Origin of the sequence: Microbacterium natoriense (assembly GCF_030816295.1) — a bacterium.
Classification (GTDB): domain Bacteria; phylum Actinomycetota; class Actinomycetes; order Actinomycetales; family Microbacteriaceae; genus Microbacterium; species Microbacterium natoriense_A.
In genome coordinates this window covers 1,170,610-1,192,291 of sequence record NZ_JAUSXV010000001.1, presented here as the reverse complement: position 1 = coordinate 1,192,291, position 21,682 = coordinate 1,170,610, and the positions used below count along the sequence as shown (strand labels likewise).

Genomic DNA, 21,682 nt, shown 5'->3' with positions numbered 1-21,682 from the left:
GTCGCACTTCGTGCCGTTCTCCAGAACCTGGCTGTCGTTCCGGTCGCGATTCGTGCCGCCCGAAGCGGTCGGCGGCGGCACCAATCGCGACCGGAACCATGAGAGCGGATGCCGAGACGACACGAATCGCAACCGGAAGCGCCAGAACCACAGCAGGCGGCGGGATCCCGCGACCCGGTGCCGATCGGAGCCCGCTCCGACGCCCGCGCGAGGGGGACCCGGCTCCCCCGATACGCTCGAACCATGCTCGAGACGCTCACCGGATTCGCCGTGGTGGCCGTCGCGATCGCCCTCGGGTACGTCATCGGGCGCATCGACCTGCTCGGACCGCATGCCCGCCATGTGCTCGGGCGGCTCATCTTCTTCGTGCTGTCGCCATTCCTGCTGTTCAGCGTGCTGGCGCATGCCGACGCGAAGATGCTGTTCTCGGCCCTGCTGCCGGTCTCGGCGATCGCGGCCGTCGCCGTGATCGCGGCGTACGCCGTGATCGCGCGGCTCGTGTGGAAGCGTTCGATCGGCGAGACCGTGATCGGAGCGCTCTCGGCCGGCCAGGTGAACTCCAACAACATCGGCATCCCGCTGTCGATCTACCTGCTCGGCAGCGCGGCGTACCCGGCGCCGGTGATCCTCATGCAGCTGCTGATCTTCACGCCGATCTCCCTCACGATCCTCGACGCGGTGACGAGCGAGACGGTCTCGATCCGCCGCACGCTCGTGCGCACCGCGACGAACCCGATCATCATCGGCTCGCTGCTCGGCACCCTCGTGTCGGTGTTCGGCCTCACGGTCCCCGCCATCGTGATGGACCCGGTGCAGCTGATCGCGGATGCCGCGGTCCCCGTGCTCCTGATCAGCTACGGCATCTCCCTGCACGGCCAGCGCGTGCTCGGCACGCAGGGCCACCGGCGCGACGTGATCCTGGCCAGCATCCTGAAGCTGATCGCGATGCCGATCATCGCCTGGGGCGCTGCGCTGCTGTTCGGGTTGTCTGCGGCGCAGACGCTGATCGTGGTCGTGCTCGCGGCGCTGCCGACCGCGCAGAACGTGTTCAACTACTCGCAGCGCTACGACATCGGCGAGGCGATCTCGCGCGACACGGTCTTCCTCACGACGATCGGATGCCTGCCCGTTCTGCTCCTGGTCATGACGATGCTGGGCTGAATGCCACGATGCCCGGACCGCGATCGGCCCGGGCGTCGTGGTGCCAGGTCACATCTCCGGGCGGTTGGCTCTGAGCACCTCGAGGCGAGCGCGGTACTCGGTCTCGTCGATGTCGCCCTTCGCGAAGCGCTCGGCGAGCGTCTGCTCTGCGCTCCGCGCTCCCGCGATGTGGCCCTGCGCCCACGGCGGTCCATAGGCGCCGAAGCGCCGGCGGCGCACGACGAGGCTGATGATGAGGCCCACGACGAGCAGGAACATCAGCGGGAAGATGATGAAGAAGGGCCAGAACGGGGCTCCTCCGCCCCAATAGCCGACGTGCTGTGCGGTCATCGCCGCGACTGTGCTGAGCATGATGTGCATCCCTCGATTCGTCCGGCCGTGTCTCGACCGGTGCACATCAGCCTCCTCGCCGCAGGCTCCCCGCGAATCCGGCCGTAGACGTCTCTTCGACTGCTCCCCCGGGAGTACGCCGCTACTGCCAGCCCGGTGAGACGAGCCCGGTCTCATACGCCACGACGACGAGATGCACCCGATCGCGGGCATGCAGTTTGCTCATGATCCGCGACACGTGCGTCTTCGCGGTCAGCGGGCTGAGGAACAGGCGCTCTGCGATCTCATCGTTGGTCAGCCCCATCCCGACCAGTCGCAGCACCTCCCGTTCACGATCGGTGATCACCTCGAGCGACGAACGCGAAGGCCCCTCGCGCAACCCCGCTGCCATGCGTGACAGCAGCGTCTTCGTCACTCCCGGCGACAGCAGCGCATCGCCAGCAGCGACCGATCGCACCGCTCGCACGAGATCGGCGGGCTCGGTGTCCTTCACGAGGAATCCGGCCGCACCAGCGCGCACGGCGCGCACCACGTATTCATCGAGCTCGAAGGTCGTCACGATCACGACATGCACATCGGCGAGCGCGGGATCGGCGGCGATCTGCTCGGTCGCCCACAGCCCGTCGCCCTCCGGCATCCGGATGTCCATGAGCACGACGTCGACCTGCGCCTCCCTGATCCGCTGCAGCAGCTCCCGCCCGCCTGAGGCTTCGGCGACGACGTCGATGTCGGGCTCCGAATCGAGCAGCGCGCGGAACCCTGCCCGCACCAGCAGCTGGTCGTCGGCGAGTGCGACTCTGATCATCGGTTCCTCCCTGAATTCGGGGCGCCCGCCGCACCCGCTGCCGACCTCCACGGGAGCACGGCGACGACTTCGACGCCTCCGCCGGGCCGGTCAGTGATCGTCACCGATCCTCCCAGCAGCGCGGCACGCTCCTGCATGCCGAGAATCCCCCGGTGTCCGCCGTCGATCGTGTCGGGGGCGCTGAGGCCGCGCCCGTCGTCCACGACTCTGACTGTCAGCATCCGCTCCGAGGAGCGCTCGAGCACCACCTCCGCCCGGCGGGCGCGGGAATGGCGGATGACGTTGGTCAGCGCCTCCTGCACGATGCGGTAGGCGGCGAGCTGGGCCGACCGGTCTGGCAGTTCGCCGCCGAGCCGGTCGTCGAGCGTCGTCTCGAACCCCGGTCCGGCCGCTCCCGACACCAGGCCAGGGAGCTCTCCCAGCCCGGCTTCGGGGGTGAGGGGCGTCTCTCCGTCGCGCAGGACCCCGAGCACCCCGCGCACCTCGTCGAGCGCCCGCTTCGACGACTCCTTCACGTTCGCGAGCGCTGCCCTCGCCTGCTCCGGGTCGCGGTCGAACAGGTGAAGGCCCACCCCCGCCTGCACGGTGATCTGCGACAGCGCGTGCCCCAGGACGTCGTGCAGTTCGCGGGCGATGCGCACTCGCTCGCGCTCCTCGACGCTCTGCCGCTGCCGCGCCGACTCGGCGCGCATCGCGGCGAAGCGTGCGCGCCGAGTGCGCACGAAGGCCCCGATGCCGAAGCAGACGGCGAGTCCGATCGTCGCAGCGACGACCACGGGCGGCCGCCATTCGCGCCCGCTGAACGAGGCGACGAGCAGAACGATCGCCCAGGCGGTGGCGACGGATGCGGCGGCCCACACCGCCGCGCCCCGCACGACCGCTCCGATGATCGCGAAGGCGAGCGCGATGTACGGCGGTCCGAAGACGGGAGTCGTGAGCACGTCGAGGGCCGCGCACGCGCTCACGAGCGCGACGACGGGTCCGGGGAACCGGCGAGCCCCGAGCAGCGCGAGCGGCCCGGCGACGGCCAGCGCGACGTGCAGCGCGGCCTGCCCGCCCGGCGCACCGTGATGCAGGCGGACGGCACCCCAGACGGATGCCGGGACCTGCACGAGGAAAGCGATCACGACCGGCGCGATCAGTCGCGCTCTGCGCGTCGCCCAGGGCGGGCCCTCTCCCCATGGTCTGCGCCCCGCGTCCGGCATCCCCCGATGCTATCCCTCAGGGATCCGCCGGGCATCCGCTCTGTGGAGGCCCGCGACATGCTCCTTGGGGAGTACGTCACTGTCGCCTCGGAGGTCAGACAGCACGACGGGCAGGTCGCGCATCACGACGACGCTGTCGAACACCGCCGATCCCTCGGGGAGGGCGTCGAAGAACGACGAGCGCAGGCCGTGCAGGCGCGCCCCCTCCACGGCCCAGGCTCCGCTGGTGAGCGCGACGGGCTCCACGCCGCGCCCGTCGTGACCCAGGGACCATCCGATGCGTCCTGCCCGGTAGAACTCCGACGCCTCGTCGACCGATCCGAAGAACCCGCTCGACCACGCACCGCCGATCTCGACGTCGGCATCGAGGCTGTGCGCTCCGGCATCCATCGTGAGCGCGTAGCGTCCGCCCGATTCCCGCGTCGTGAATCGAGCCTTCCTATGGACGCCGGGGAACAGGCGACCTCCGAGGAGCACCGGATGCCACGCTGAGCTGTGCCGCTCGAAGATGAACACGCCCCGCTGCACCCCCTCCGCGGCATCCCATTCGACGGCCATCCGATGCGCGGCGTTCTCGGAGCGCAGTCCCCAGCCGGGGCGGAACCATCGAGGCCTGATGGCGTCGAGACCGAGAACGCAGACGCCCGCGAGCGCCGAACCGTCGATCAGCTGCGGACGGAATCCCGGCGGCAGCAACCCGGCTGCGACGGCGGGATCCACACGGTAGCTGATCAGGAGTCGCCGTCGCAGGTGGGCCTGCACCTCGGGAACCATCGCCTTCATATTCGCAATATAGCACTATGGCTAAATATCTACACAATGGAGCGTGCGTAGATTGGTGCCGTGGACAACCCCGTCATCTACGTCGCGATCATCGTCGCGGTGATCGTCGGCGCGATGTTCCTCAACCGCGGACTGCGCCGCAGCGTCTCGAAGTCGGGCAGCCGCTACGGGCGCCGGACGACGGACGACCGGGTGAACGGCATCCTCGCCGAACTCGCCGCGACGATCGTGATCCATGCACCGGAACCCGCAGCGAGGGAGGTCCTCGACCGCGTGGTGCTGCAGCAGCCCCGCAAGTTCTCCCTGCTCGACGACGGCGGGTACGGCATCCGCTTCGTCGAGGCCGACGACGCCGTCGTGCGCCTCGTCGACGACGCCGAGGGGACCCGGATGCAGGTGGTGCGAACGACCGAGCGGCTGGGGATGCCGCAGAACCTCGAGTTCTGGAGGGAACTGCGCTCGCGAGTGACCTCCGGCGCCGAAGCGCAGGCGATCTCGGTGGCCGACGGCCCGCAACACAGCTTCGTCCGTCATGACGGTAATCCCGTCTACTGGGAGATCACGCACGAAAGCTCCTGAACGCCCGCAGCCGCCCCGCGACCTCGCGCCGGAATCCACTGCACAACTCACAGCGAGCGCGGCTAGGCTGGACCCAGCGCCACCGCACGTCGTCGCGGTGCGTCAGCCCCTCCCCCTTCGGCCTGCGCGGCACCACGAACGGTCTGCGCCACGGCCCCGCCAGAAAGGCCGACCTCATGAGCGAGTCCCCCGCCGAGAACGACTTCTTCGACAAGTTGATCGACGAGACTCCGCGCGAACAGCCTGGCGGCTTCACCGCCTCGTTCCGCGGCTATGACAAGGCGGAAGTCGATTCCGCGCTGACCACGCTGCGCAACCAGCTGCAGCAGATGAAAGCCGATCTCGCCGATGCCGAGGCCCGCCATGAGGACACGCTCGAAGCGGTGCGCGCCGAGGAGCGCTCTGCGCGCGAACTGCTCGAGGCCGAGCTGACGGCGGCGAAGGCGCAGGCTTCGGATGCCGAGGACCGCGTCTCCACGCTGACGAACGAGCTCGTCGACGCTCCTCGCCCCGAGGGCAAGGACGCTCCGTCGCGCGAGCAGTTCGAGGCGATCCTGCGGGTCGCGGAGGAACAGGCGAACGTCCTCATCCAGAACGCCGCGGTGCAGGCCGACCGCCTGATGGCCGCGGCTCGCGAAGAGGTCGCGGCGCAGCGCGCCGAGGCTGACGCCGACGCGACGCGCATCATCGCGCACGCCCAGCACGACGCCGACCAGATCCGCCTGAAGGTCGACACCGAGTTCACCGCGCACGAAGCGCGCCTCGAGCGCGAGGCCGCGCACGCCGCCGAGAAGGTGCACCAGGCCTCGCAGGAGGCCACGGCCATCCGCACCGAGGCTGAGAAGGGCGCCGCCGCGCTGCGCGCTCTCGTCACCCGCGAGACCGAGCAGCTGCGGGCCGACGCCGAGCGCGAGGTCCGCGAGATGAACGCCCGCGTCCTGGAGTTCGAAGAGACCCTCACCCGTCGCCAGGACGACGCGCAGCAGGAGTTCCTTCTGCTGCACAACCAGGCCGTCGCCCACGCCGAGCGCATCACGACCGATGCGAACGAGCAGGTCGCCGCGTCTCTCGACCACGCCCAGCGGATCTCGGCGAAGGCAGACGACTACGAGCGCCTGATGCGCACCCAGGCCGCGGCCATCGAAGCCGACGCCCAGGTCCGCGCCCGCGACGCTCTCGAGCGCGCCCGCGTGAAGTCGCAGAAGATCGTCGAGTCGGTCACCGGCCACACCTCGACCGTGCTCCGCGACGCAGAGGACCACGCCCGCAAGCTCCGCTGGCAGCAGCAGCAGCTCGCGAGCTTCATGGCGGAGGTGCGAGAGCTCATCCGCCCCGACGGCGTCTTCAGCGACGAGACCCCCGCCGCCGCGCCGACGGCGAGTGCCGCGGCATCCGCCGCCACGAGCGCCGGCGTCGCCGACCTGGCCGATGCCGACGTCGATGACGACGACATCGAGACGTACGTGGCCGAGGTCGTCGAGGCCGACCCGTCTGACGTGTTCCTCGGCGATGAGGTTCTCGAGGACGAGCTCCTCGATGACGACGCCGCGACGATCGACGGCAAGATCACGATCGATGTGGTCGAGGTCGACGAGTCCGCTTCGCGCTGATCCGGCCACTCCCGAAAGGGGCGCGAGCGAATCGCTCGCGCCCCTTTCGCGTGTCAGGCCGCGACCAGCAGCACGACTGCGGCGAGCAGATAGAACAGGTTCACCGCGACGATGAACACCCGCTCGGATATGCCGAAAGTGCGGCTGCGCAACCCGGGGAGCACGAGCGAAGCGACGAGCACGATCAGACCGACCAGTGCGATCCAGCTGAGCACGATGAGCGTGAACGCGAGCACTCCTCCGACCGACGACTCGGCAAGGCGCACGAAGTCGCTCATGCACGAGTAGCTGATCGCGAACCAGGAGACGGCGGCGAGCATGTGCAGCCGCCCGATCACGGTCGCCTGCTCCCCTTCCAAGGTCGTCGGGACGAACGGCAGCACGAGGAAGATCACGGCGAGGACCAGGAGCCAAGCGGCGATGCCGCCTCGAGCGCTCCAGTTCGGAAGTCCTGACCAGACCGCAGCGGCGAGCGCGGCCCATGCCGCGGCTGTCGTCCACGTCATGATCGAGCTGAGCGTGCGAGTTCGCCCGACGGCGTAGTCGCTGACCGCATGCCTGACCGGAGAGTAGTCGCTGCGCACCAGGTGCAGCGCGACGAACATGACGAGGCGCACGACCCAGAGCAGAGCGGCCACGGCGGCGAAGATCATGATGGTTCCTCCGAGATGTCGGTGCGGACGATGCGGACTTCGTCGTGCAGGGTCCGTATCGTGAGCGCGAGCTGCGCCGGGTCGACGCCGATGGCGCGCGCATTGCGATCGAGCGAGTCGCCCAGCAGCTCTGCGCACTGCTGCTGCTTGTCATGACCGGCGACGGTGGCGTGAAGCCGGCGCATGTTGCCGTCACCCGGGCCCGCCGAGTTCTCGATGAGATCGTCGCGAAGCAGCGCTTTGATCAGTCCGCTGGCCGCCGGCTCGCTGACCCCGAGGCCGCGGGCGAGATCGCGCCCGGTGAGTCCGGGGTGCTCGCACACGATGACGAGCGCGACATAGCGGCTGTAGCTGAGCCCCTCTGGGCGAAGCATCCGCTCCGCCGCACGGTCGAGTGTGCGGACCAGGTCATGCAGTTCGTATGCGAGATCCATACTTAGTAACTTAAGTCCTTAAGTTACTACGCGCAAGCCACAGCGCACAGAGAAAGGGCGCAAGCGGTGTGAACCGCCTGCGCCCCTGCTGTCTGAAGCTGTTATGCGCGACCGAACTGCGCCACTGCGGGGCAGTCGAAAGGATCGGCGCCTGCGGCGAGACCCACGCGGTTGAGGTACGCGATCACGATGGCGTACGAACGGCCGAGACTCGTCTCGGTGTACGGCACGTCATTCGCCGCGCAGTAGTCGCGCACGATCTCGCGTGCCTTCGCGAGGTGCGGGCGAGGCATGCTCGGGAACAGGTGATGCTCGACCTGGTAGTTGAGGCCGCCCATGAGCGTCGTCGCCCACCAGCCGCCGCGGATGTTGCGCGAGGTGCGGACCTGCTTCGAGAAGAAGTCGAGGCGGGCGTTCGGATCGATGATCGGCATGCCCTTGTGGTTCGGGGCGAACGACGCTCCCATGTAGACGCCGAAGACGGCGAGCTGCACGCCCATGAACGCGAACGCCATTCCGAGCGGCAGCATCATGAAGACGGGGATCAGGATGATCGCGAAGCGCACGGCGATGATGCCGAGCTCGATCCAGCGACCCTTCACGTTCTTCTTGGTCATCAGGTGCTTCAGCCCGATGTAGTGCAGGTTGAGACCCTCGAGCGTGAGCAGCGGGAAGAACAGCCACCCCTGCTTGCGGGTGATCAGCCGGATCAGGCCGCGCGACTGCGCGGCATCCGTCTCGAGGAACGAGATCGTGTCGACCTGGATGTCGGGATCCTTGCCGACCTGATTCGGGTTGCCGTGGTGCTTGGTGTGCTTGGAGTCCCACCAGGAGTAGCTCATGCCGATGCTGCCGGCGAGGATGCGGGCGAGACGGAAGTTCGCGGGGCCCGAGCTGAGGATCTGCCGATGCGCGGCCTCATGGGAGAGGAAGGCGATCTGCGTGAAGATGATGCCGAGAGCCCCGGCGATCAGCAGCTGGAACCAGCTGTCGCCGAGGAGGATGAAGCCCGTGATGGCTCCGCCGAGCGCGAGGACGATGCCAGCGCCGACGACGGCGTAGAACCAGCCGGCGCGCTGCAGCAGCCCGGTCTCCTTGACGACCTGCGAGACCTGCTTGTAGGCCTGCGCCATAGGCGGGAAGTCGGCGTTGCCGGAGTACGTCTGGCGCACCGGCCCGAGAGTTGCGGCGGTCTTATCGACCTGTGTGATGGAGATGATGTTCTCCTGTCGATCGGGAGCCCTTGAGCTGTGGAAGCCAAGGGCGGATGCCGTTCGCTTACCTCAGGGTAGCCCGGGGCACATGCGCCGCAAGGCATACGAACAGCACTGCCAGGGCTCTGCCAGGTGGGCCCGGATCGTCAGGCGCGCACGCGCCGCGGACGACGCCGCAGGGCACGCGGAAGCGTCAACGGAAACGGGAGCGGACGACGCCGCTCCTCCTGGGCGTCTTCGAGCGCGATGCGCGCGTCGTCGAGGGTCTCGAACGACCCGAGGTCGGCGCCGCGCTGGTCGCGCACGAGGTGGACGGTGCCGTCGAATTCCACGAAGCCGGCGAACTCGCCGTCGCGGGTCGCGACGTGCACGTCCACATCGGCCTGCTTCCAGGACAACGGGTCGGACGGGGGGATGGTGGTCATGCTCATGGTGGTGCTCATTGCTGTGTGGCGGGCGCACGTCGGTGCGCCTCGCAAGATGTGAGACCGAGGGCGGATGCCGCGCGCGTCGATGCACGCGGTCCGGAATGGCCCTGATCAGTGGCGACGTGGGCGGCCGAGAGGGCTAGGCACACACGCTGCACCCCAACTCTAACAGATCACCCACGTTCAGCCAACATCGCGATTCTGCGGTGGTCGCGGGCGTTCACCCGGCCGGCGGTCGGCTGCTGCCTGCGGGCCCGCCCTGGCCGCCACTGCCGGGCGCCGACCCTGCACCCGAGGCGGTACTCGTGTCGACGCGTACGACGAGGGTCGCCTTGTAGCCGCTGCTCGCGTCACCCGTGATCGTCGCGAGCTGTGTCGCGCCCGAGTCGTCGCCGAAGACGCTGTCGCTCGCGAGCGTGACCTGAGCGAGGTTCTGCGCAGAGCCCGCGTAGGCCGACCCGGCGTACACCTCGGCGCTGGCCGGTTCCGGCATCGCCATCTGCGAGGTCGCGATCGCGTTCGCCGAGTCGCTGAGGGAGTCCACGTCGGGGTAGACCTCGAAGTGGATGTGGGGCCAGCGCCCCGAGTAGCACCCGGGGAAGACCGAGGTGAACGAGACCTTGCCCTGGGCATCCGCCACCTGCACACCTCGCAGGTACGTGACGTCCTCCAGACCTGCCGAGTACATCGAGTACTCCCCCTGCGCGCTGCAGTGCCAGGCGTACACCGCGACGCCCTCGAACGGTGCATCCTCGTTCGCCATGTCGAGCACCTGGAACTCGAAGATCAGCGGTACGCCGTCAGCTGTCGCCGAGCCGTCGATGGACGTGGTGATGTCGCTGCGGATGATCCCGGAGTCCTCGAGCACGTCGGGCCCGTTCGATCCGTCGCCCGGATAGGGGCCGGCGGTCTCATCCGGGATCTCCCCACCCGCTGCTGTGGATGCTGTGGCGCCGGCTCCCGAGGTCGGGTCCGTCGGGGCGCACGCGGCGAGGACGACCGCGCCGACGCCGATGCCGGCGAGACCGAGCACCCCGCGTCGGGTGAGCAGCGTGCGGATGTCGAAGGGGGCGCCCTGGTCGACCACCTCTTCATGCGGATGGTCCAGCAGGCGGCCCTCGTAGGCGGGGCCCTCAGGGGTCTGGGTCGGTTCCGGAACGCGGCTCATGATCTGGCTCCTCTCGAGAGAACGGCTGGTTCTGCTGCCATGCTCACGGAGTTGCCCCTCAGAGGGCTTTGGCTCCTCGATGCGCTTTCTATGAAGCCGAGGCACAGAGAAGAGCGGATGCCGGAGCATCCGCTCTTCTCTGTCCTGCTGCGGCCTCGCGATCGATGCGCGGCCGTGCTGCTGGGTTCGCGACTGGGGATCGCGAACGAAGCGCGTAGGTCGGCATTCTCGAACTGGGGACCCGAGCTCTCGACCTACACGTAGATTGCACCAGTATTTTGGACACTTGTCAAGAAAAGTCTGTACGACTGTCCAAGGTGGCGGCTAGGATCGCGACTGAACCGATATTTCAGTACGGGGGCGCGAACATGACGACAGCCGGCGAGCGAGCGGTGCGCGGCAGCGTCGACAAGTTCGCGCAGCGTCGGCGGATGCTCGCCCTTTCAGCCAGTGCCACCATCGCCGAGCGCGGTTTCGCCCACACCGGCCTGCGCGACATCGCCAAGCACTCCGCGCTGTCGCACGGCTCGCTGCACTACTACTTCACCGACAAGGACGACCTGATCGCTGAGGCCGTCTGGCTGTTCAAGTCCGAATGCGCCCGGCGGTACGACGGGATCGTCGCCACCTCTCAAAGCGGCGAAGAGCTCGCCGTCCGCGTCTCCGAGGAGATGACGAGGACGCTGCGAGACGAGGCGTCGATGCACCGGCTCTGGTACGACCTGCGCAACCAGGCTCTGTTCGAGACCGGCTTCGGCGACACGATCGTGCGCATCGACGGAGTGCTCGAGGAGATGGTGTGGGCGATCCTCACGCGGCACGCCGAGCTGGTCGGCCGCACGATCGCACTCACGCCTCCGTTCGCCTACGCCCTCGTCGACGGGATGTTCCAGCACGCCCTGATCCGCTTCATCCGCGGCGACGTCGATGCGATCGACCGTCTGCGTCGCGAGTGCGAGGGTCTCATCCTCGCGTCGGCCTGACGGCAGGATTCGGCCTACTCGGATCGGGTGACGTCTGCGTCCTCGCCGATGGGCGGCCGCACGACCAGCACGACCACGATGCCGACCATCACGAAGGCCGTGATGGCGATCGACGTGGGGATGAACGCGTCGAGCAGGACCAGCGCGGCGCCGAGCGGCACCACGACGTTCACGATGCGGTCGGCGTTGTCGCGGATGGCGATCCACCAGATGCCGAGCAGGAAGATCGCGATGGGCAGCGAGACCGTCAACGAGGCGGCGACCGGGCTGATGTGGCTCACATGCGTCAGCATGTCGAGCTGGACTTCGATGCCGGCGGAGAACGCCGCGGCCGCGGCGAAGACGAAGAAGTGGGTGTAGCCGTAGCGCAGCGATCTGCGGAAGCTCGTGATCGCGCGGTGGTGCGGCGGCCAGAAGTAGATCCACCACAGGGATGCGGTCACCACGAGCGTCAGCACCGAGATCCACACCAGCGGAGCGAGCGACTCGGCATCATCGATCGCTTCGATGATCGCGTTCGCCGAGGCGAGCAGGCTCTCACCGAGCACGATGAGCGTGAACAGACCGTACCTCTCGGTGATGTGGTGCGGATGCCACGGCGTCTGGTGCCGGTATTCGGCGAAGACGGGCACGGCGATCTCGATGAGGGCGAAGACGACGAAGAGCACGAGCTGCACGGGACCGCTGGGGACGAGGAGGAAGAGGATCCAGAGGACCTGAGCCGCCCCGATCCCGAGCGCGTAGCGGACGGTCGCAGACCGGAGCGGGCCGTCGGCCGCACGTGTCGCACGCAGCCACTGGGCGATCATCGCGAAGCGCATCACGATGTAGCCGATGACGGGAACCGTGAAGTTCCCCTCGAACGCCTGCGGAACGCCGGCCGCGAGCACGAGCACGCCGCCCATCTGGACGATCGTGGTGACGCGGTAGAGCCAGTCGTCGGTGTCGAACGAGGTCGCGAACCAGGTGAAGTTCATCCAGGCCCACCAGATCGCGAAGAACAGCATCCCGTACGACGTGATGCCGTGCACGAACTCGCCGTGGCTGAGCGCGTGGTGCAGCTGCGCGGACGCGGCGCTCACGGCCACCACGAACACCAGATCGAAGAAGAGCTCGAGCGTGCTGGCTGCGCGGTGAGGCTGCGCAGGGTCGCGCGGGTTCATCCGGCTGAGATGGAAGCGGGTCGTGGAAGTGGCGGTCACCGGGTCAGGATAGCGACCGCAGGGTCAGACACCCGCGGTGTTCTGGAATATCAATTCATCCATATGCGTGAGTAACCTTCCGTTCACCCGCCGTATGGGATATGGTGATCAGGTCTGCAGTTCCTGCTGCAAGCCCCGCCGTGTGGGACGGCGACGGCGAGTTGTGACGTGGGGTCACGAATAACTCAGCAGGACCCGAGGGGTCGGGTTGCAGGCAGAACGCCGTGAGCGTGGGGCTCTCGGTCTGGGGAACAAATCTGGGGAACACTATGTCGCACTGGGGATTTCTGCGTACATTGACGGCCTGTGAGGCGTCGGCATGACCTCCGTCGAAGATGCTGTCAGCATCGCACGCACGGGCTCGGTCTTCCTGCCGGTCTCTGCACCACGGGTCACCAGGGTGGCACCTCGCCCGGCCATCGCGCCGCGCGTGTCCGCCACTCTCGAGCGGCGCCGCCAGTGGGAGCGCCGCTACCGGATGCGACTGCGGGTCACGGATGCTGTCGTCATCCTGTTCGCGGTCGGTGTCACCGCAGCGATCCAGATGGTCGTCGGCGCGGCAGGGGAAGAGGCCCTGCGCGACGGCATCCTGCTGGGTGCGCTCTGGTATCTGACGCTCAGTGCGCTGCACACCCGGGATGCAGCGCTGTTCCGCGCCAGTGCCGCCGAGTACCGCAGCGTCGCGCACGCCAGCGGTCTCGCATTCGGGGCGACCGCGATGATCGGGGTGCTGCTCGACTGGCAGCATCTGCAGCTCGTGCTGCTCGTCGGCATGCCCGTCGGCCTGCTCGCGCTGCTGATCACGCGGTGGGCGTGGCGCAACTGGCTGGGTGCGCAGCGCGTGCACGGTCGATTCACGTCGCGCACGCTCGTCGTCGGCAACCGCGATGACGTCGAGTACGTGGTCCGCACGCTGCACCCGATCGGCGCCTCGGGCTACCAGGTCGTCGGCGCCACGCTCCTCGACGGGAACGCCCGTGACGTCGAGATCGACGGCACGCACTTCCCCGTGCTGGGCAACGTCAACACGGTCGCCGCGATCGCCGCCGAGCGGGGGGCCGACACGATCATCGTGGCGAGCCGGCCCGACGGCGATCCGGAGTTCATCAAGAAGCTGAGCTGGCAGCTGGAGGGCACGGCATCCGAGCTCGTGCTCTCCAGCCGCCTGACCGACGTCGCGGGTCCCCGGATCTCCTTCGCCCCGGTCGAGGGCCTGCCCCTGATCCAGGTGCAGATTCCGACTTACGAAGGCGGTCGTCACGTGCTCAAGCGGGCTCTCGACGTCGTCGTGGCGACGATCGCGCTGATCCCGATCGCCCTGGCGACGCCGTTCATCGCTCTGTTCGTGAAGCTCGACTCGCCGGGCCCGCTGTTCTTCTTCCAGGAGCGGGTCGGCCGCGACGGTCGCACGTTCAAGATGGTGAAGTTCCGCTCCATGAAGACGGATGCCGAGCAGCAGCTGTCTGCACTCAAGGCGCAGAACGAGGGCGCCGGACTCCTGTTCAAGATGAAGGACGACCCCCGGGTCACGCGTGTCGGAAGGATCCTGCGCAAGCTCTCGCTCGACGAGCTGCCGCAGTTCTGGAACGTGCTGACGGGCGACATGAGCGTGGTCGGTCCCCGTCCGCCCCTGCCCAGCGAGGTCACGGCCTACGACGGAACCGTGTTCCGCCGCCTGTACATCAAACCCGGCATCACCGGCCTCTGGCAGGTCTCCGGACGCAGCGACCTGTCATGGGACGAGAGCGTCCGCCTCGACCTGCGCTACGTCGAGAACTGGTCTGTCATGAACGATCTGCAGATCATGTGGCGCACCGCCAAGGTCATGGTGCAGCCGAGCGGGGCATACTGAGACGCATGAGCAAGGGGAACGTCCTCACCATCGCGATGGTGGGGACCCGAGGGGTGCCTGCGGCATACGGCGGATTCGAGACGGCAGTCGAAGAGGTGGGCAAGCGCTTGGCCGAGCGCGGCCATGACGTCGTCGTGTACACACGCGGTTCCGAGAGCCGTGACACGGAGTATCTCGGGATGCGGGTGGTGCATCTGCCCGCCATGCCCGTGAAGCAGATCGAGACCCTCAGCCACACCGGCCTCTCGGCGCTGCATCTGATGGCCCGACGTCGCCCGGATGCCGCGTTCGTCTTCAACGCGGCGAACTCGCCGTTCCTGCCATTGCTGCGCGCCCGCGGCATTCCGACGGCACTGCACATGGACGGCCTCGAGTGGAGGCGCTCCAAGTGGGGGCCGCGGGGAAAGGCGTACTACCGCTGGGCGGAGCAGTTCGGCGTCCGCACCGGCGACGCGCTGATCGCCGACGCACCCGGCATCGCCGACTACTACGCGCATCAATTCCAGGTTCCCACCGAGATGATCCGCTACGGGGCCCCGATCCTCGACGAGGTCGACGAGGGACGCATCGACGAGCTCGGTCTCACCGCCAAGGGGTATCACCTCGTCGTCGCCCGTTTCGAACCCGAGAACCACGTGCTCGAGATCGTCGACGGCTACAGACGCAGCACCGCCGCTCTTCCGCTCGTGGTCGTGGGCTCCGCTCCCTACAGCAGCGAGTACACCCAGCGGATCCAGCAGGCCGCAGCCGGAGACGAGCGCATCCGCCTGGTCGGCGGCGTCTACGATCAGGCGCTGCTCGACGCCCTCTACTTCCACGCCCTCACGTACGATCACGGCCACTCCGTCGGAGGCACGAACCCGTCCCTGCTGCGGGCGATGGGCGCCGGCGCCGCCGTGATCGCCTTCGACGTGCCGTTCAACCGGGAGGTGCTCGACGGCGACGGGTGGTTCTTCACGGGTCCCGACGACGTCGCGAGCGCCTTCGAAGCGGCCGAGGCGGATGCCGCGGTCACGCGGGCGAGGGGCGAACGCGCGAAGGATCGCGCTCGGGCGGCGTTCCGCTGGAACGACGTCACCGACGCGTATGAGAATCTGGCCAGACGCCTGGCCGCGGGCGAAAGCGTGCATCGCGTCGCGCGGAAGGCACGGCGGAGCCGCCACGAATGGTGATCGGGCCTGCTCAGAGCGCAGAGGCCGGATCGAGCGCCCGCAGCACACGGCGCGCGAGGAGCGCGGCATCCTCGGCCGCCGAGGTGAGACCCCGGTGGTGGGGGCGCGAACCGAATGTGTGGACGTCGACGACGTCCAGCGGGTTGCCCCTGTCACGACGCCACCGGAACGCAGGGGCGCGCGGCGGCTCGACGGTGCCCCGGCGAGCGTCCAGCGCCGCCGCATACTGCGGCAGGCCCTCAGCGACGATGGGTCCTCCACTGTCCAGCAGGAGCGCCTCACGCAACGTGAAGGCCCGTGTCCGCGCGGCGGGTCGCAATCGAGCGATCGCCGCGCGTTCGGCCAGCGAAGCGGCGATCACCAGGTCGGCGTCATCGAGCATGGTCGGGGTCAACAGGCTCGAGCGATGCCCCGCGACACCCGTCACGACCTCGGCGGCGACCCTGCACGCACGCCGCCCGGGATCCGCGTCGACGCCTGCGCTGTCGACGGACCAGTCGATCCGTCCCTCAACGGGCGATGCCGCGATCGCCTGTGAGAAGGCGGCTGCCATCAGCGGGGAGCGGCAGATGTTCTGCGCACACACGAACAGGACTCTCGCGACCATTCGGGTTCCCCTTCCCCGTGCTCCGTTCGGGACGATCCGGTTGTGGAAATGCCCTCGGCTCCCTGGCGCCGACCCTGCGAGAATGATCTCACACGCCGGTGCAGCGACGCTGCTGCGGACACCGCCGCGACGAAGGGAACGGTGACAGCCGTGCGCATCCTCGTCATCCATCCCGGGGCTGAGCTCTACGGCGCCGATCGGGTGATGCTCGAAACGGCCGCAGGCCTGTGCGCCGCCGGTCACGACGTGCTCGTGGCGCTGCCCGAGCACGGCCCGCTGGCCGCCGAGCTCAAGGCCCTGGGAGCGAAGATCGCGGTCGGTCCGATGTTCGTGCTCCGCAAGGAGCTGCTGCGGCCACGCAACTGGGTGCGTCTGCTCACGTCCGCGGTCACCGGATTCCGGGCCGGCTGGCAGCTCATCTCCCGCCACCGCCCGCAGGTGGCCTATGTCAGCACCATCGTCCTGCCGCAGTGGCCGCTGCTGCTGCGCCTGCGGCGCATCACGGTCGTGACGCATGTCCACGAGGCGGAGTCCGCATCGGCGTGGATCGTGCGGGCGACGCTGTACGCCCCTCAGCTGTGGTCGCACGCCATCATCGCGAACAGCCGCTTCACCGGCGATCTCATGACTCGCACGATCCGCTCGCTGCAGCGCCGGATCCGCGTGATCCACAACCCGGTCCCCGGCCCCCCGCACCCCACCGCTCCCCGTCCGAGCCTCGACGGCATCCGCATCGGCTATGTCGGACGCCTGTCGCCACGCAAGGGGCCGGCCGTCGTCGTGCAGGCGCTTGCGATACTGCGCGCGCGCGGGCTTGACGCGCGGCTGTCGATCGTGGGCGACGTGTTCCGCGGGTACGAGTGGTTCGCCGACGAGCTGGCGCAGCAGATCGATGAGCTCGGTCTGGCGGACGCCGTCACCCGGTACGGGTACGAGCCCGACGTCTGGCCGCACATCGCCGCGTCCGACGTGATGGTGGTTCCGTCGTTGACCGACGAGTCGTTCGGCAACACCGCCGTGGAGGCGGTGCTCGCGGAGCGTCCGGTCATCGTGAGCGACCTGCAAGGTCTCCGAGAGGCCGTGGAGCTGTATCCGACGACCCGGATCACGCCCGGCGGTGATGCTGTGAAGCTCGCCGATACGATCGAAGCCGTCGCCGATGCGTGGCCGGAGATCGTCGGCGCCGTACCCGCCGCAGCAGCGGACGCCAGGACGCATCACTCCGTCCAGAGGTATCGCGACGCACTCGTCGAGCTGATGGAGATCGCGGCCGCGCGTAGGAAACCTGGAACGCACGCAGATATCGGGCCCGTCTGAGGGGGAGAATGGCACCGGAGCGAGTCGCATCGTTCGGGGAGACGCGCACTCGCGGCCCATCGGGGAGGGAAACATGACACTGCAGGACTACGTCGACTCGTTGCGCAAGCACTGGCTCGTGATCATCGCACTGACGATCCTCGGGGCCGGAGCCGCGTTCGGGTACGCCCGCACCCTCCCGCCCGAGTACAGCTCGACCGCGGCCGTCATGGTGGTGCCCCAGCGCGGTGACAGCACCAACGAACTCGTCCAGGGCACGAGTTACGTGCAGAGCCTGGTGCAGACCTATGCCGTGCTCGCGTCGTCGCCGCTCGTTCTCAGCCCGGTGATCGACGAACTCGGCCTCGAAGGCACACCCACTCAACTCGCCAAACGCGTGTCTGTCGTCAACACCCTCAACACGGTCGTCATCGAGATCTCCGTGACGGACAGCAGCGCGGAGCAGGCGCAGCGCATCGCAGAAGCGATCACGGACTCGCTCATCGCGGCCGTTCCTGCCGTGTCCCCCAGCGACGCCGACAACCAGCCGGCCGTGCGCCTCGAGACGATCGCTCCAGCACGGATGCCACAGGCGCCCATCGGCCCCAACACCCGTCTACTCACCCTCATCGGAGCCGCGATCGGGCTCGCCCTCGGAGTGGCCTATGCGCTCTTCCGTCGCGTCCTGGGCACGCGCGTCACCGAGCGGGCCGACATCTCCGCGGTGACAGACGCTCCCGTGATCGGCGAGATCGTGGCATGGCGGCGGAACTACTCGATCTTGTCGACGATGCTCCGCAGCCGCGACAGCCGCTCCGCAGAGTCCTTCCGTGGACTCGCGGCCAACCTCAAGTACGTCGCCGTCGATCGCGACCTGCGGGTCGTGATGATGACCTCTTCAGCCCCTCACGAGGGGAAGTCGTCGGTGAGCATCGGTCTGGCCACCGCACTCGCAGAACCCGGACACAGTGTTCTCCTGATCGATGCCGATCTGCGCCGTTCGTCGATCGCGACTCAGCTGCAACTCGAAGGATCCGTCGGCGTGACCTCCGTGCTCGTCGGCGAGGCCACGTTCGAAGAAGCCGTGCAGCACTCCGAATCGATGAACATCGACATCATCGCCGGTGGCGCGCCGGCGCCCAACCCCGGGCAGCTGATCACTTCGCACCGCCTTCGCGAGCTGGTCGAAGAGGCGCGGGAGAAGTACGAGTACGTCATCATCGACAGCGCCCCCGCCCTCGTCGTGTCGGATGCGCTGCTGCTCGCCGATCTTGCCGACGGCGTGCTCGTCGTCGCGCGATCCGGTCGCACACGCCGCAAGCAGGTCATCAACGTCCTCGCCACGCTGAAGTCCACGCACAAGGACGTCGTCGGCATCGTCCTGAACGCCGTCAAGCGCAAGGAGCGCGGGCCCTACTACGTGCCCGACGACACTCCCGGTCGCCGCTGGTCTCTGCCGCTGCGCTCCGCGGCCGATGCCGCGAAGAAGCCGTCCCGCGACGCCCCGGTGTCGGAGACACTCGACGACGCCCCGGTGTCGGAGAAGCTCGACGACGCCCCCACGTCGAAGTCATGAGCGTCCTGCTCGCACTCGCTGCGAGGGCCGTCTCCATGGCCATCTCCCTCGTCTGCGGCGTGCTCACGGTGCGCTTGATCCTAGGGGGACCCGGCGTCGAGTACTACGCCCTCTACACCCTGGTGGCTTCCCTCCCCGGGCTGATCTCGTTCTCCGATCTGGGTTCGGGCGCTGTGCTCGTGAACAGCATCGCCGTCAGCGACACACCCCGCAAAGACCCGGTGATCAAGGCGCAGCTCACCACTGTGGGACGCATCATGGTCGGGTTCTCCGGCGCTGGCATGGTCATCAACGCCGTCCTCTACCTCACCGGTGCGTGGAGTCTCATCCTCGGCGATGCCGGCCGGATACCGGGAGCGGACCTCGCAGCGTTCGTCTCCCTGATGATCTTCTGCCTCGGCATCCCGTTCGGCATCTGGCAGCGAGTGCTGCTCGGCCTGCACAAGAACCATTGGATCATCCTCATCCAAGCCGCGCAGGGCCCTCTCAACCTGCTGCTGGTCTGGTTGCTGGTCTCCTTCGCTCCCCCGTCGGCCGGCACGTTTCTCGCGCTGTCGTCGATGGTGTCCGGCATCATGATCGCGATGGTCGGCTTCGGCTTCGCACTCACCGCACTCGCTCCGCTGCTGGGTCGGGCGATGCGCGATATTCCGAGTTTCCGCCGGGCACCCGGAGTGCAGGTCATGCATGTCGGCTGGCCCATGCTGGTGCAGCTCGTCTCCGCGCCGCTCTCCGTCGCGCTTCTGCGCTACATCCTCGCCCAGTCCGGCACGACTCATGACGTGGCCGAGTACGGCGCCGTCGGCCAGGTGTTCTTCGCCATCAACGGCGTGGTCGCGGCGGGTGGGCTCGCGCTGTGGCCGCTGTTCACCCGCGCGCGAGCCCGCGGCACTCTGAATCGGGGGCCCTACGCGATCGCGGCGCTCTTCGCCGTCGGAGCCGCGGTGATCTGCGCGCTCGTGTGGGCGGTATCCCCCTGGCTGTTCGACTTCATCACCGACGGCTCGCTGGAGGTGTCCGGCACGACAGTCCTGGCGTTCGGCCTCATGGTGGTGTGCCAGGCGGCGCTCTACCCGCTCGGGATGTTCCTGATGGACGAGGCCGGCATCCGCTTCCAGATGATCCCGGTCGCTCTGATGACGGTGTCGACCATCGTCCTCGCCCTCCTGGTCACGCCCGTTCTCGGCACAGCCGGACCGGTGCTCGCGAACGCGGCATCCGTGCTGGTGTTCCAGATCGTCCCGTTCGCGGTGTACACGGCACGCCACCGTGAACGGCTGATGGGCACGACTCCTCGCCCGGAAGAAGAAGTCGCCACATGAAAGCGCTCGCCGCCCTGGCCTGCGTCATCATCGCGGCACGCATCACGATCCAGCAGGGTGTCACCGCGGGAATCGTCCTGAGCGTCCTGCTGCTGCCGGTCTGGGTGGTCGCGCTCTGGCGACTCCGCGGCGGTTCCACCATCCTGTCTCTGGGGGTCCTCGCGGTCTTCAGCGGATTCGTGCTGACAGACTTCTTCGCCGCCGACCACCCGACCAGCGACTCGATGATGCAGCTGAACACGTTCTCGCTCGTGGGGCTGCTCGGCGGCATCGGAGTCGTGGTGTGGGCCCGCAGCATCCTCGGACCCGCGGCCACCGCGCTCTGTTACGGCTGCGGCCTGCTGGTCAGCGTCGTCACGCACGGCGTCAACACGGACAATCTGTGGAAGTTCGATCTGTCGGTTCCGGCCACGGTGATCGTGCTCGCGCTCTGCATGCTCAGCCGTCGCCTGTGGCTCGAGGTCGCCGCCCTCCTCCTGCTCGCAGTCGTCTCCGCGTTGAACGACTCGCGCTCCGCAGGGTCGATGCTGCTCGTGGCGGCCGCACTCGTGATGTGGCAGGCACTCGGCTCGAGACTCGCCAAGAGCTCCACCACCGTGCGCACGCTCGCCGTCTTCGGATTCGTCGCCGTGATCGGGTATGCCGCACTGCAGGCCTTCATCCTCGAAGGCTGGTTCGGCAAGGCTGCCGCGGTCCGTTCGGAGGCGCAGATCGCCCAGTCCGGCTCGCTCCTGCTCGGCGGGCGTCCGGAGATCGGGGCGTCCACCGAACTGCTCGCCGCGAATCCCTTCGGGCTCGGGTCGGGAACCGTCGCGAACGGAGTCGACCTGTTCATCGCCAAGTCGGGAATGGCGCGGCTCAACTACGACCCGAACAACGGCTACGTCGAGAAGTACATGTTCGGCGACGGCTACGAGGTCCATTCGATGCTCGGAGACCTCTGGATACGCTTCGGTCTCTTCGGCGCCGCGATGCTGATCGCGATGCTGGTGGTCGTCGCAGTCGGAACGGCAGGGCAGGTCGCTCAGCGGCAGGCGAGCGGCCTCACGATCTTCCTCACCATCCAGGTGTTCTGGGATTCGATGTTCGCCCCCTTCTTCTCGACCTCGATCTCGACCCTCATCCTGGGCGTCGCTCTCATGCTGGCCCCGCGCGCGCGGGATGCCGTGACCCGGTCTGCGAGCCCCGACTTCGTGAGCTTCGAACGCTGAGAATCCGCCCGGACCCGCCGTGCCGGAAGGCATCGCGGAAATCCGTAGTCTCACAATGCAGAAGAGGGGCGCCGGCAGCCGGCGCCCCTCT

The 21,682-nt window shown here is 68.0% G+C and carries 21 protein-coding genes; 10 read left to right on the top strand and 11 right to left on the bottom strand.

Going from position 1 to position 21,682, the window contains the following annotated elements:
• The first annotated feature begins 243 nt into the window (after positions 1 to 243).
• Entirely contained in the window at positions 244 to 1,161 is a 918-nt protein-coding gene (locus QFZ53_RS05445) for an AEC family transporter (RefSeq protein ID WP_307294368.1), read from the top strand.
• 48 nt (positions 1,162 to 1,209) lie between these two features.
• Here the strand turns inward: QFZ53_RS05445 and QFZ53_RS05440 are convergent, their stop codons facing one another.
• The 4 genes from QFZ53_RS05440 to QFZ53_RS05425 form a co-directional block, all read right to left on the bottom strand.
• Positions 1,210 to 1,512, bottom strand: a complete 303-nt coding sequence (locus tag QFZ53_RS05440; protein ID WP_292904387.1) for an SHOCT domain-containing protein — start codon at positions 1,510 to 1,512, stop codon at positions 1,210 to 1,212.
• Positions 1,513 to 1,633: 121 nt separating this feature from the next.
• The gene (locus QFZ53_RS05435) at positions 1,634 to 2,296 is read right to left on the bottom strand and encodes a response regulator transcription factor (RefSeq protein ID WP_307294364.1); all 663 of its coding nucleotides are present in this window, start codon (positions 2,294 to 2,296) and stop codon (positions 1,634 to 1,636) included.
• Positions 2,293 to 3,501, bottom strand: coding sequence for a sensor histidine kinase (locus QFZ53_RS05430; RefSeq protein WP_307294362.1), 1,209 nt, complete (start codon positions 3,499 to 3,501; stop codon positions 2,293 to 2,295). The genes QFZ53_RS05435 and QFZ53_RS05430 overlap by 4 nt, the downstream gene beginning before the upstream one ends.
• Positions 3,502 to 3,510: 9 nt before the next feature.
• Positions 3,511 to 4,284: a DUF2071 domain-containing protein gene (locus QFZ53_RS05425; RefSeq protein WP_307294360.1), complete on the bottom strand. Its 774-nt coding sequence runs from the start codon at positions 4,282 to 4,284 to the stop codon at positions 3,511 to 3,513.
• A gap of 60 nt (positions 4,285 to 4,344) precedes the next feature.
• Between QFZ53_RS05425 and QFZ53_RS05420 the strand changes: the two genes are divergently transcribed.
• Together QFZ53_RS05420 and QFZ53_RS05415 are read left to right on the top strand one after the other, a co-directional pair.
• Positions 4,345 to 4,863, top strand: coding sequence for a hypothetical protein (locus QFZ53_RS05420; RefSeq protein WP_307294358.1), 519 nt, complete (start codon positions 4,345 to 4,347; stop codon positions 4,861 to 4,863).
• A 176-nt stretch (positions 4,864 to 5,039) separates the two neighbouring features.
• The gene (locus QFZ53_RS05415) at positions 5,040 to 6,473 is read left to right on the top strand and encodes a cell division initiation protein (protein WP_307294356.1); all 1,434 of its coding nucleotides are present in this window, start codon (positions 5,040 to 5,042) and stop codon (positions 6,471 to 6,473) included.
• 53 nt (positions 6,474 to 6,526) lie between these two features.
• On the opposite strand, the gene QFZ53_RS05410 is transcribed toward QFZ53_RS05415, so the two are convergent.
• From QFZ53_RS05410 to QFZ53_RS05390, 5 genes are all read right to left on the bottom strand, one after another.
• Positions 6,527 to 7,126, bottom strand: coding sequence for a DUF998 domain-containing protein (locus QFZ53_RS05410; RefSeq protein ID WP_292904398.1), 600 nt, complete (start codon positions 7,124 to 7,126; stop codon positions 6,527 to 6,529).
• A complete protein-coding gene (locus tag QFZ53_RS05405) occupies positions 7,123 to 7,560 on the bottom strand; it encodes a MarR family winged helix-turn-helix transcriptional regulator (protein WP_292904400.1) in 438 nt (145 codons plus the stop codon). Before QFZ53_RS05405 ends, QFZ53_RS05410 begins: the two co-directional genes overlap by 4 nt.
• A gap of 101 nt (positions 7,561 to 7,661) precedes the next feature.
• On the bottom strand, positions 7,662 to 8,780 hold the full coding sequence (locus tag QFZ53_RS05400; protein WP_307299362.1) for a fatty acid desaturase family protein: 1,119 nt from the start codon (positions 8,778 to 8,780) through the stop codon (positions 7,662 to 7,664).
• A gap of 140 nt (positions 8,781 to 8,920) precedes the next feature.
• Positions 8,921 to 9,205: a hypothetical protein gene (locus QFZ53_RS05395; protein ID WP_307294355.1), complete on the bottom strand. Its 285-nt coding sequence runs from the start codon at positions 9,203 to 9,205 to the stop codon at positions 8,921 to 8,923.
• A 217-nt stretch (positions 9,206 to 9,422) separates the two neighbouring features.
• A complete protein-coding gene (locus QFZ53_RS05390; protein WP_307294353.1) occupies positions 9,423 to 10,370 on the bottom strand; it encodes an intradiol ring-cleavage dioxygenase in 948 nt (315 codons plus the stop codon).
• Between the two features lie 368 nt (positions 10,371 to 10,738).
• Between QFZ53_RS05390 and QFZ53_RS05385 the strand changes: the two genes are divergently transcribed.
• Entirely contained in the window at positions 10,739 to 11,353 is a 615-nt protein-coding gene (locus tag QFZ53_RS05385) for a TetR/AcrR family transcriptional regulator (protein ID WP_292904407.1), read from the top strand.
• A 14-nt stretch (positions 11,354 to 11,367) separates the two neighbouring features.
• Here QFZ53_RS05385 and QFZ53_RS05380 read toward each other — a convergent pair whose 3' ends face one another.
• Complete coding sequence (locus QFZ53_RS05380) at positions 11,368 to 12,555, bottom strand: low temperature requirement protein A (protein WP_373426241.1); 1,188 nt, start codon at positions 12,553 to 12,555, stop codon at positions 11,368 to 11,370.
• Between the two features lie 319 nt (positions 12,556 to 12,874).
• On the opposite strand from QFZ53_RS05380, the gene QFZ53_RS05375 reads away from it, so the two are divergent.
• Positions 12,875 to 14,407: a sugar transferase gene (locus QFZ53_RS05375; protein WP_307294351.1), complete on the top strand. Its 1,533-nt coding sequence runs from the start codon at positions 12,875 to 12,877 to the stop codon at positions 14,405 to 14,407.
• A gap of 5 nt (positions 14,408 to 14,412) precedes the next feature.
• Positions 14,413 to 15,579 carry a glycosyltransferase gene (locus tag QFZ53_RS05370; protein WP_307294349.1) on the top strand — a complete coding sequence of 389 codons (1,167 nt, stop codon included), beginning with the start codon at positions 14,413 to 14,415 and terminating at the stop codon, positions 15,577 to 15,579.
• A 10-nt stretch (positions 15,580 to 15,589) separates the two neighbouring features.
• On the opposite strand, the gene QFZ53_RS05365 is transcribed toward QFZ53_RS05370, so the two are convergent.
• Positions 15,590 to 16,186, bottom strand: coding sequence for an arsenate reductase/protein-tyrosine-phosphatase family protein (locus QFZ53_RS05365; RefSeq protein WP_307294347.1), 597 nt, complete (start codon positions 16,184 to 16,186; stop codon positions 15,590 to 15,592).
• 141 nt (positions 16,187 to 16,327) lie between these two features.
• Here QFZ53_RS05365 and QFZ53_RS05360 point away from each other — a divergent pair, with 141 nt between their 5' ends.
• The 4 genes from QFZ53_RS05360 to QFZ53_RS05345 all read left to right on the top strand — a co-directional run bounded on the left by QFZ53_RS05360 (position 16,328) and on the right by QFZ53_RS05345 (position 21,591).
• A complete protein-coding gene (locus QFZ53_RS05360; RefSeq protein WP_307294345.1) occupies positions 16,328 to 17,503 on the top strand; it encodes a glycosyltransferase in 1,176 nt (391 codons plus the stop codon).
• Positions 17,504 to 17,576: 73 nt separating this feature from the next.
• The gene (locus QFZ53_RS05355; RefSeq protein WP_292907929.1) at positions 17,577 to 19,058 is read left to right on the top strand and encodes a polysaccharide biosynthesis tyrosine autokinase; all 1,482 of its coding nucleotides are present in this window, start codon (positions 17,577 to 17,579) and stop codon (positions 19,056 to 19,058) included.
• Positions 19,055 to 20,380 (top strand): lipopolysaccharide biosynthesis protein, encoded by a 1,326-nt coding sequence (locus QFZ53_RS05350; protein ID WP_307294342.1) that lies wholly within the window; start codon positions 19,055 to 19,057, stop codon positions 20,378 to 20,380. The genes QFZ53_RS05355 and QFZ53_RS05350 overlap by 4 nt, the downstream gene beginning before the upstream one ends.
• Complete coding sequence (locus QFZ53_RS05345; protein ID WP_307294340.1) at positions 20,377 to 21,591, top strand: hypothetical protein; 1,215 nt, start codon at positions 20,377 to 20,379, stop codon at positions 21,589 to 21,591. Before QFZ53_RS05350 ends, QFZ53_RS05345 begins: the two co-directional genes overlap by 4 nt.
• Positions 21,592 to 21,682 lie beyond the last annotated feature (91 nt).

Coding starts and splice junctions, on each gene's coding strand:
- QFZ53_RS05385 (WP_292904407.1), top strand. CDS start 10,739: ATGACGACAGCCGGCGAGCGAGCGGTGCGCGGCAGCGTCGACAAGTTC.
- QFZ53_RS05425 (WP_307294360.1), bottom strand. CDS start 4,284: ATGAAGGCGATGGTTCCCGAGGTGCAGGCCCACCTGCGACGGCGACTC.
- QFZ53_RS05405 (WP_292904400.1), bottom strand. CDS start 7,560: ATGGATCTCGCATACGAACTGCATGACCTGGTCCGCACACTCGACCGT.
- QFZ53_RS05370 (WP_307294349.1), top strand. CDS start 14,413: ATGAGCAAGGGGAACGTCCTCACCATCGCGATGGTGGGGACCCGAGGG.
- QFZ53_RS05440 (WP_292904387.1), bottom strand. CDS start 1,512: ATGCTCAGCACAGTCGCGGCGATGACCGCACAGCACGTCGGCTATTGG.
- QFZ53_RS05435 (WP_307294364.1), bottom strand. CDS start 2,296: ATGATCAGAGTCGCACTCGCCGACGACCAGCTGCTGGTGCGGGCAGGG.
- QFZ53_RS05445 (WP_307294368.1), top strand. CDS start 244: ATGCTCGAGACGCTCACCGGATTCGCCGTGGTGGCCGTCGCGATCGCC.
- QFZ53_RS05350 (WP_307294342.1), top strand. CDS start 19,055: ATGAGCGTCCTGCTCGCACTCGCTGCGAGGGCCGTCTCCATGGCCATC.
- QFZ53_RS05345 (WP_307294340.1), top strand. CDS start 20,377: ATGAAAGCGCTCGCCGCCCTGGCCTGCGTCATCATCGCGGCACGCATC.
- QFZ53_RS05355 (WP_292907929.1), top strand. CDS start 17,577: ATGACACTGCAGGACTACGTCGACTCGTTGCGCAAGCACTGGCTCGTG.
- QFZ53_RS05410 (WP_292904398.1), bottom strand. CDS start 7,126: ATGATCTTCGCCGCCGTGGCCGCTCTGCTCTGGGTCGTGCGCCTCGTC.
- QFZ53_RS05430 (WP_307294362.1), bottom strand. CDS start 3,501: ATGCCGGACGCGGGGCGCAGACCATGGGGAGAGGGCCCGCCCTGGGCG.
- QFZ53_RS05415 (WP_307294356.1), top strand. CDS start 5,040: ATGAGCGAGTCCCCCGCCGAGAACGACTTCTTCGACAAGTTGATCGAC.
- QFZ53_RS05375 (WP_307294351.1), top strand. CDS start 12,875: ATGACCTCCGTCGAAGATGCTGTCAGCATCGCACGCACGGGCTCGGTC.
- QFZ53_RS05390 (WP_307294353.1), bottom strand. CDS start 10,370: ATGAGCCGCGTTCCGGAACCGACCCAGACCCCTGAGGGCCCCGCCTAC.
- QFZ53_RS05395 (WP_307294355.1), bottom strand. CDS start 9,205: ATGAGCATGACCACCATCCCCCCGTCCGACCCGTTGTCCTGGAAGCAG.
- QFZ53_RS05365 (WP_307294347.1), bottom strand. CDS start 16,186: ATGGTCGCGAGAGTCCTGTTCGTGTGTGCGCAGAACATCTGCCGCTCC.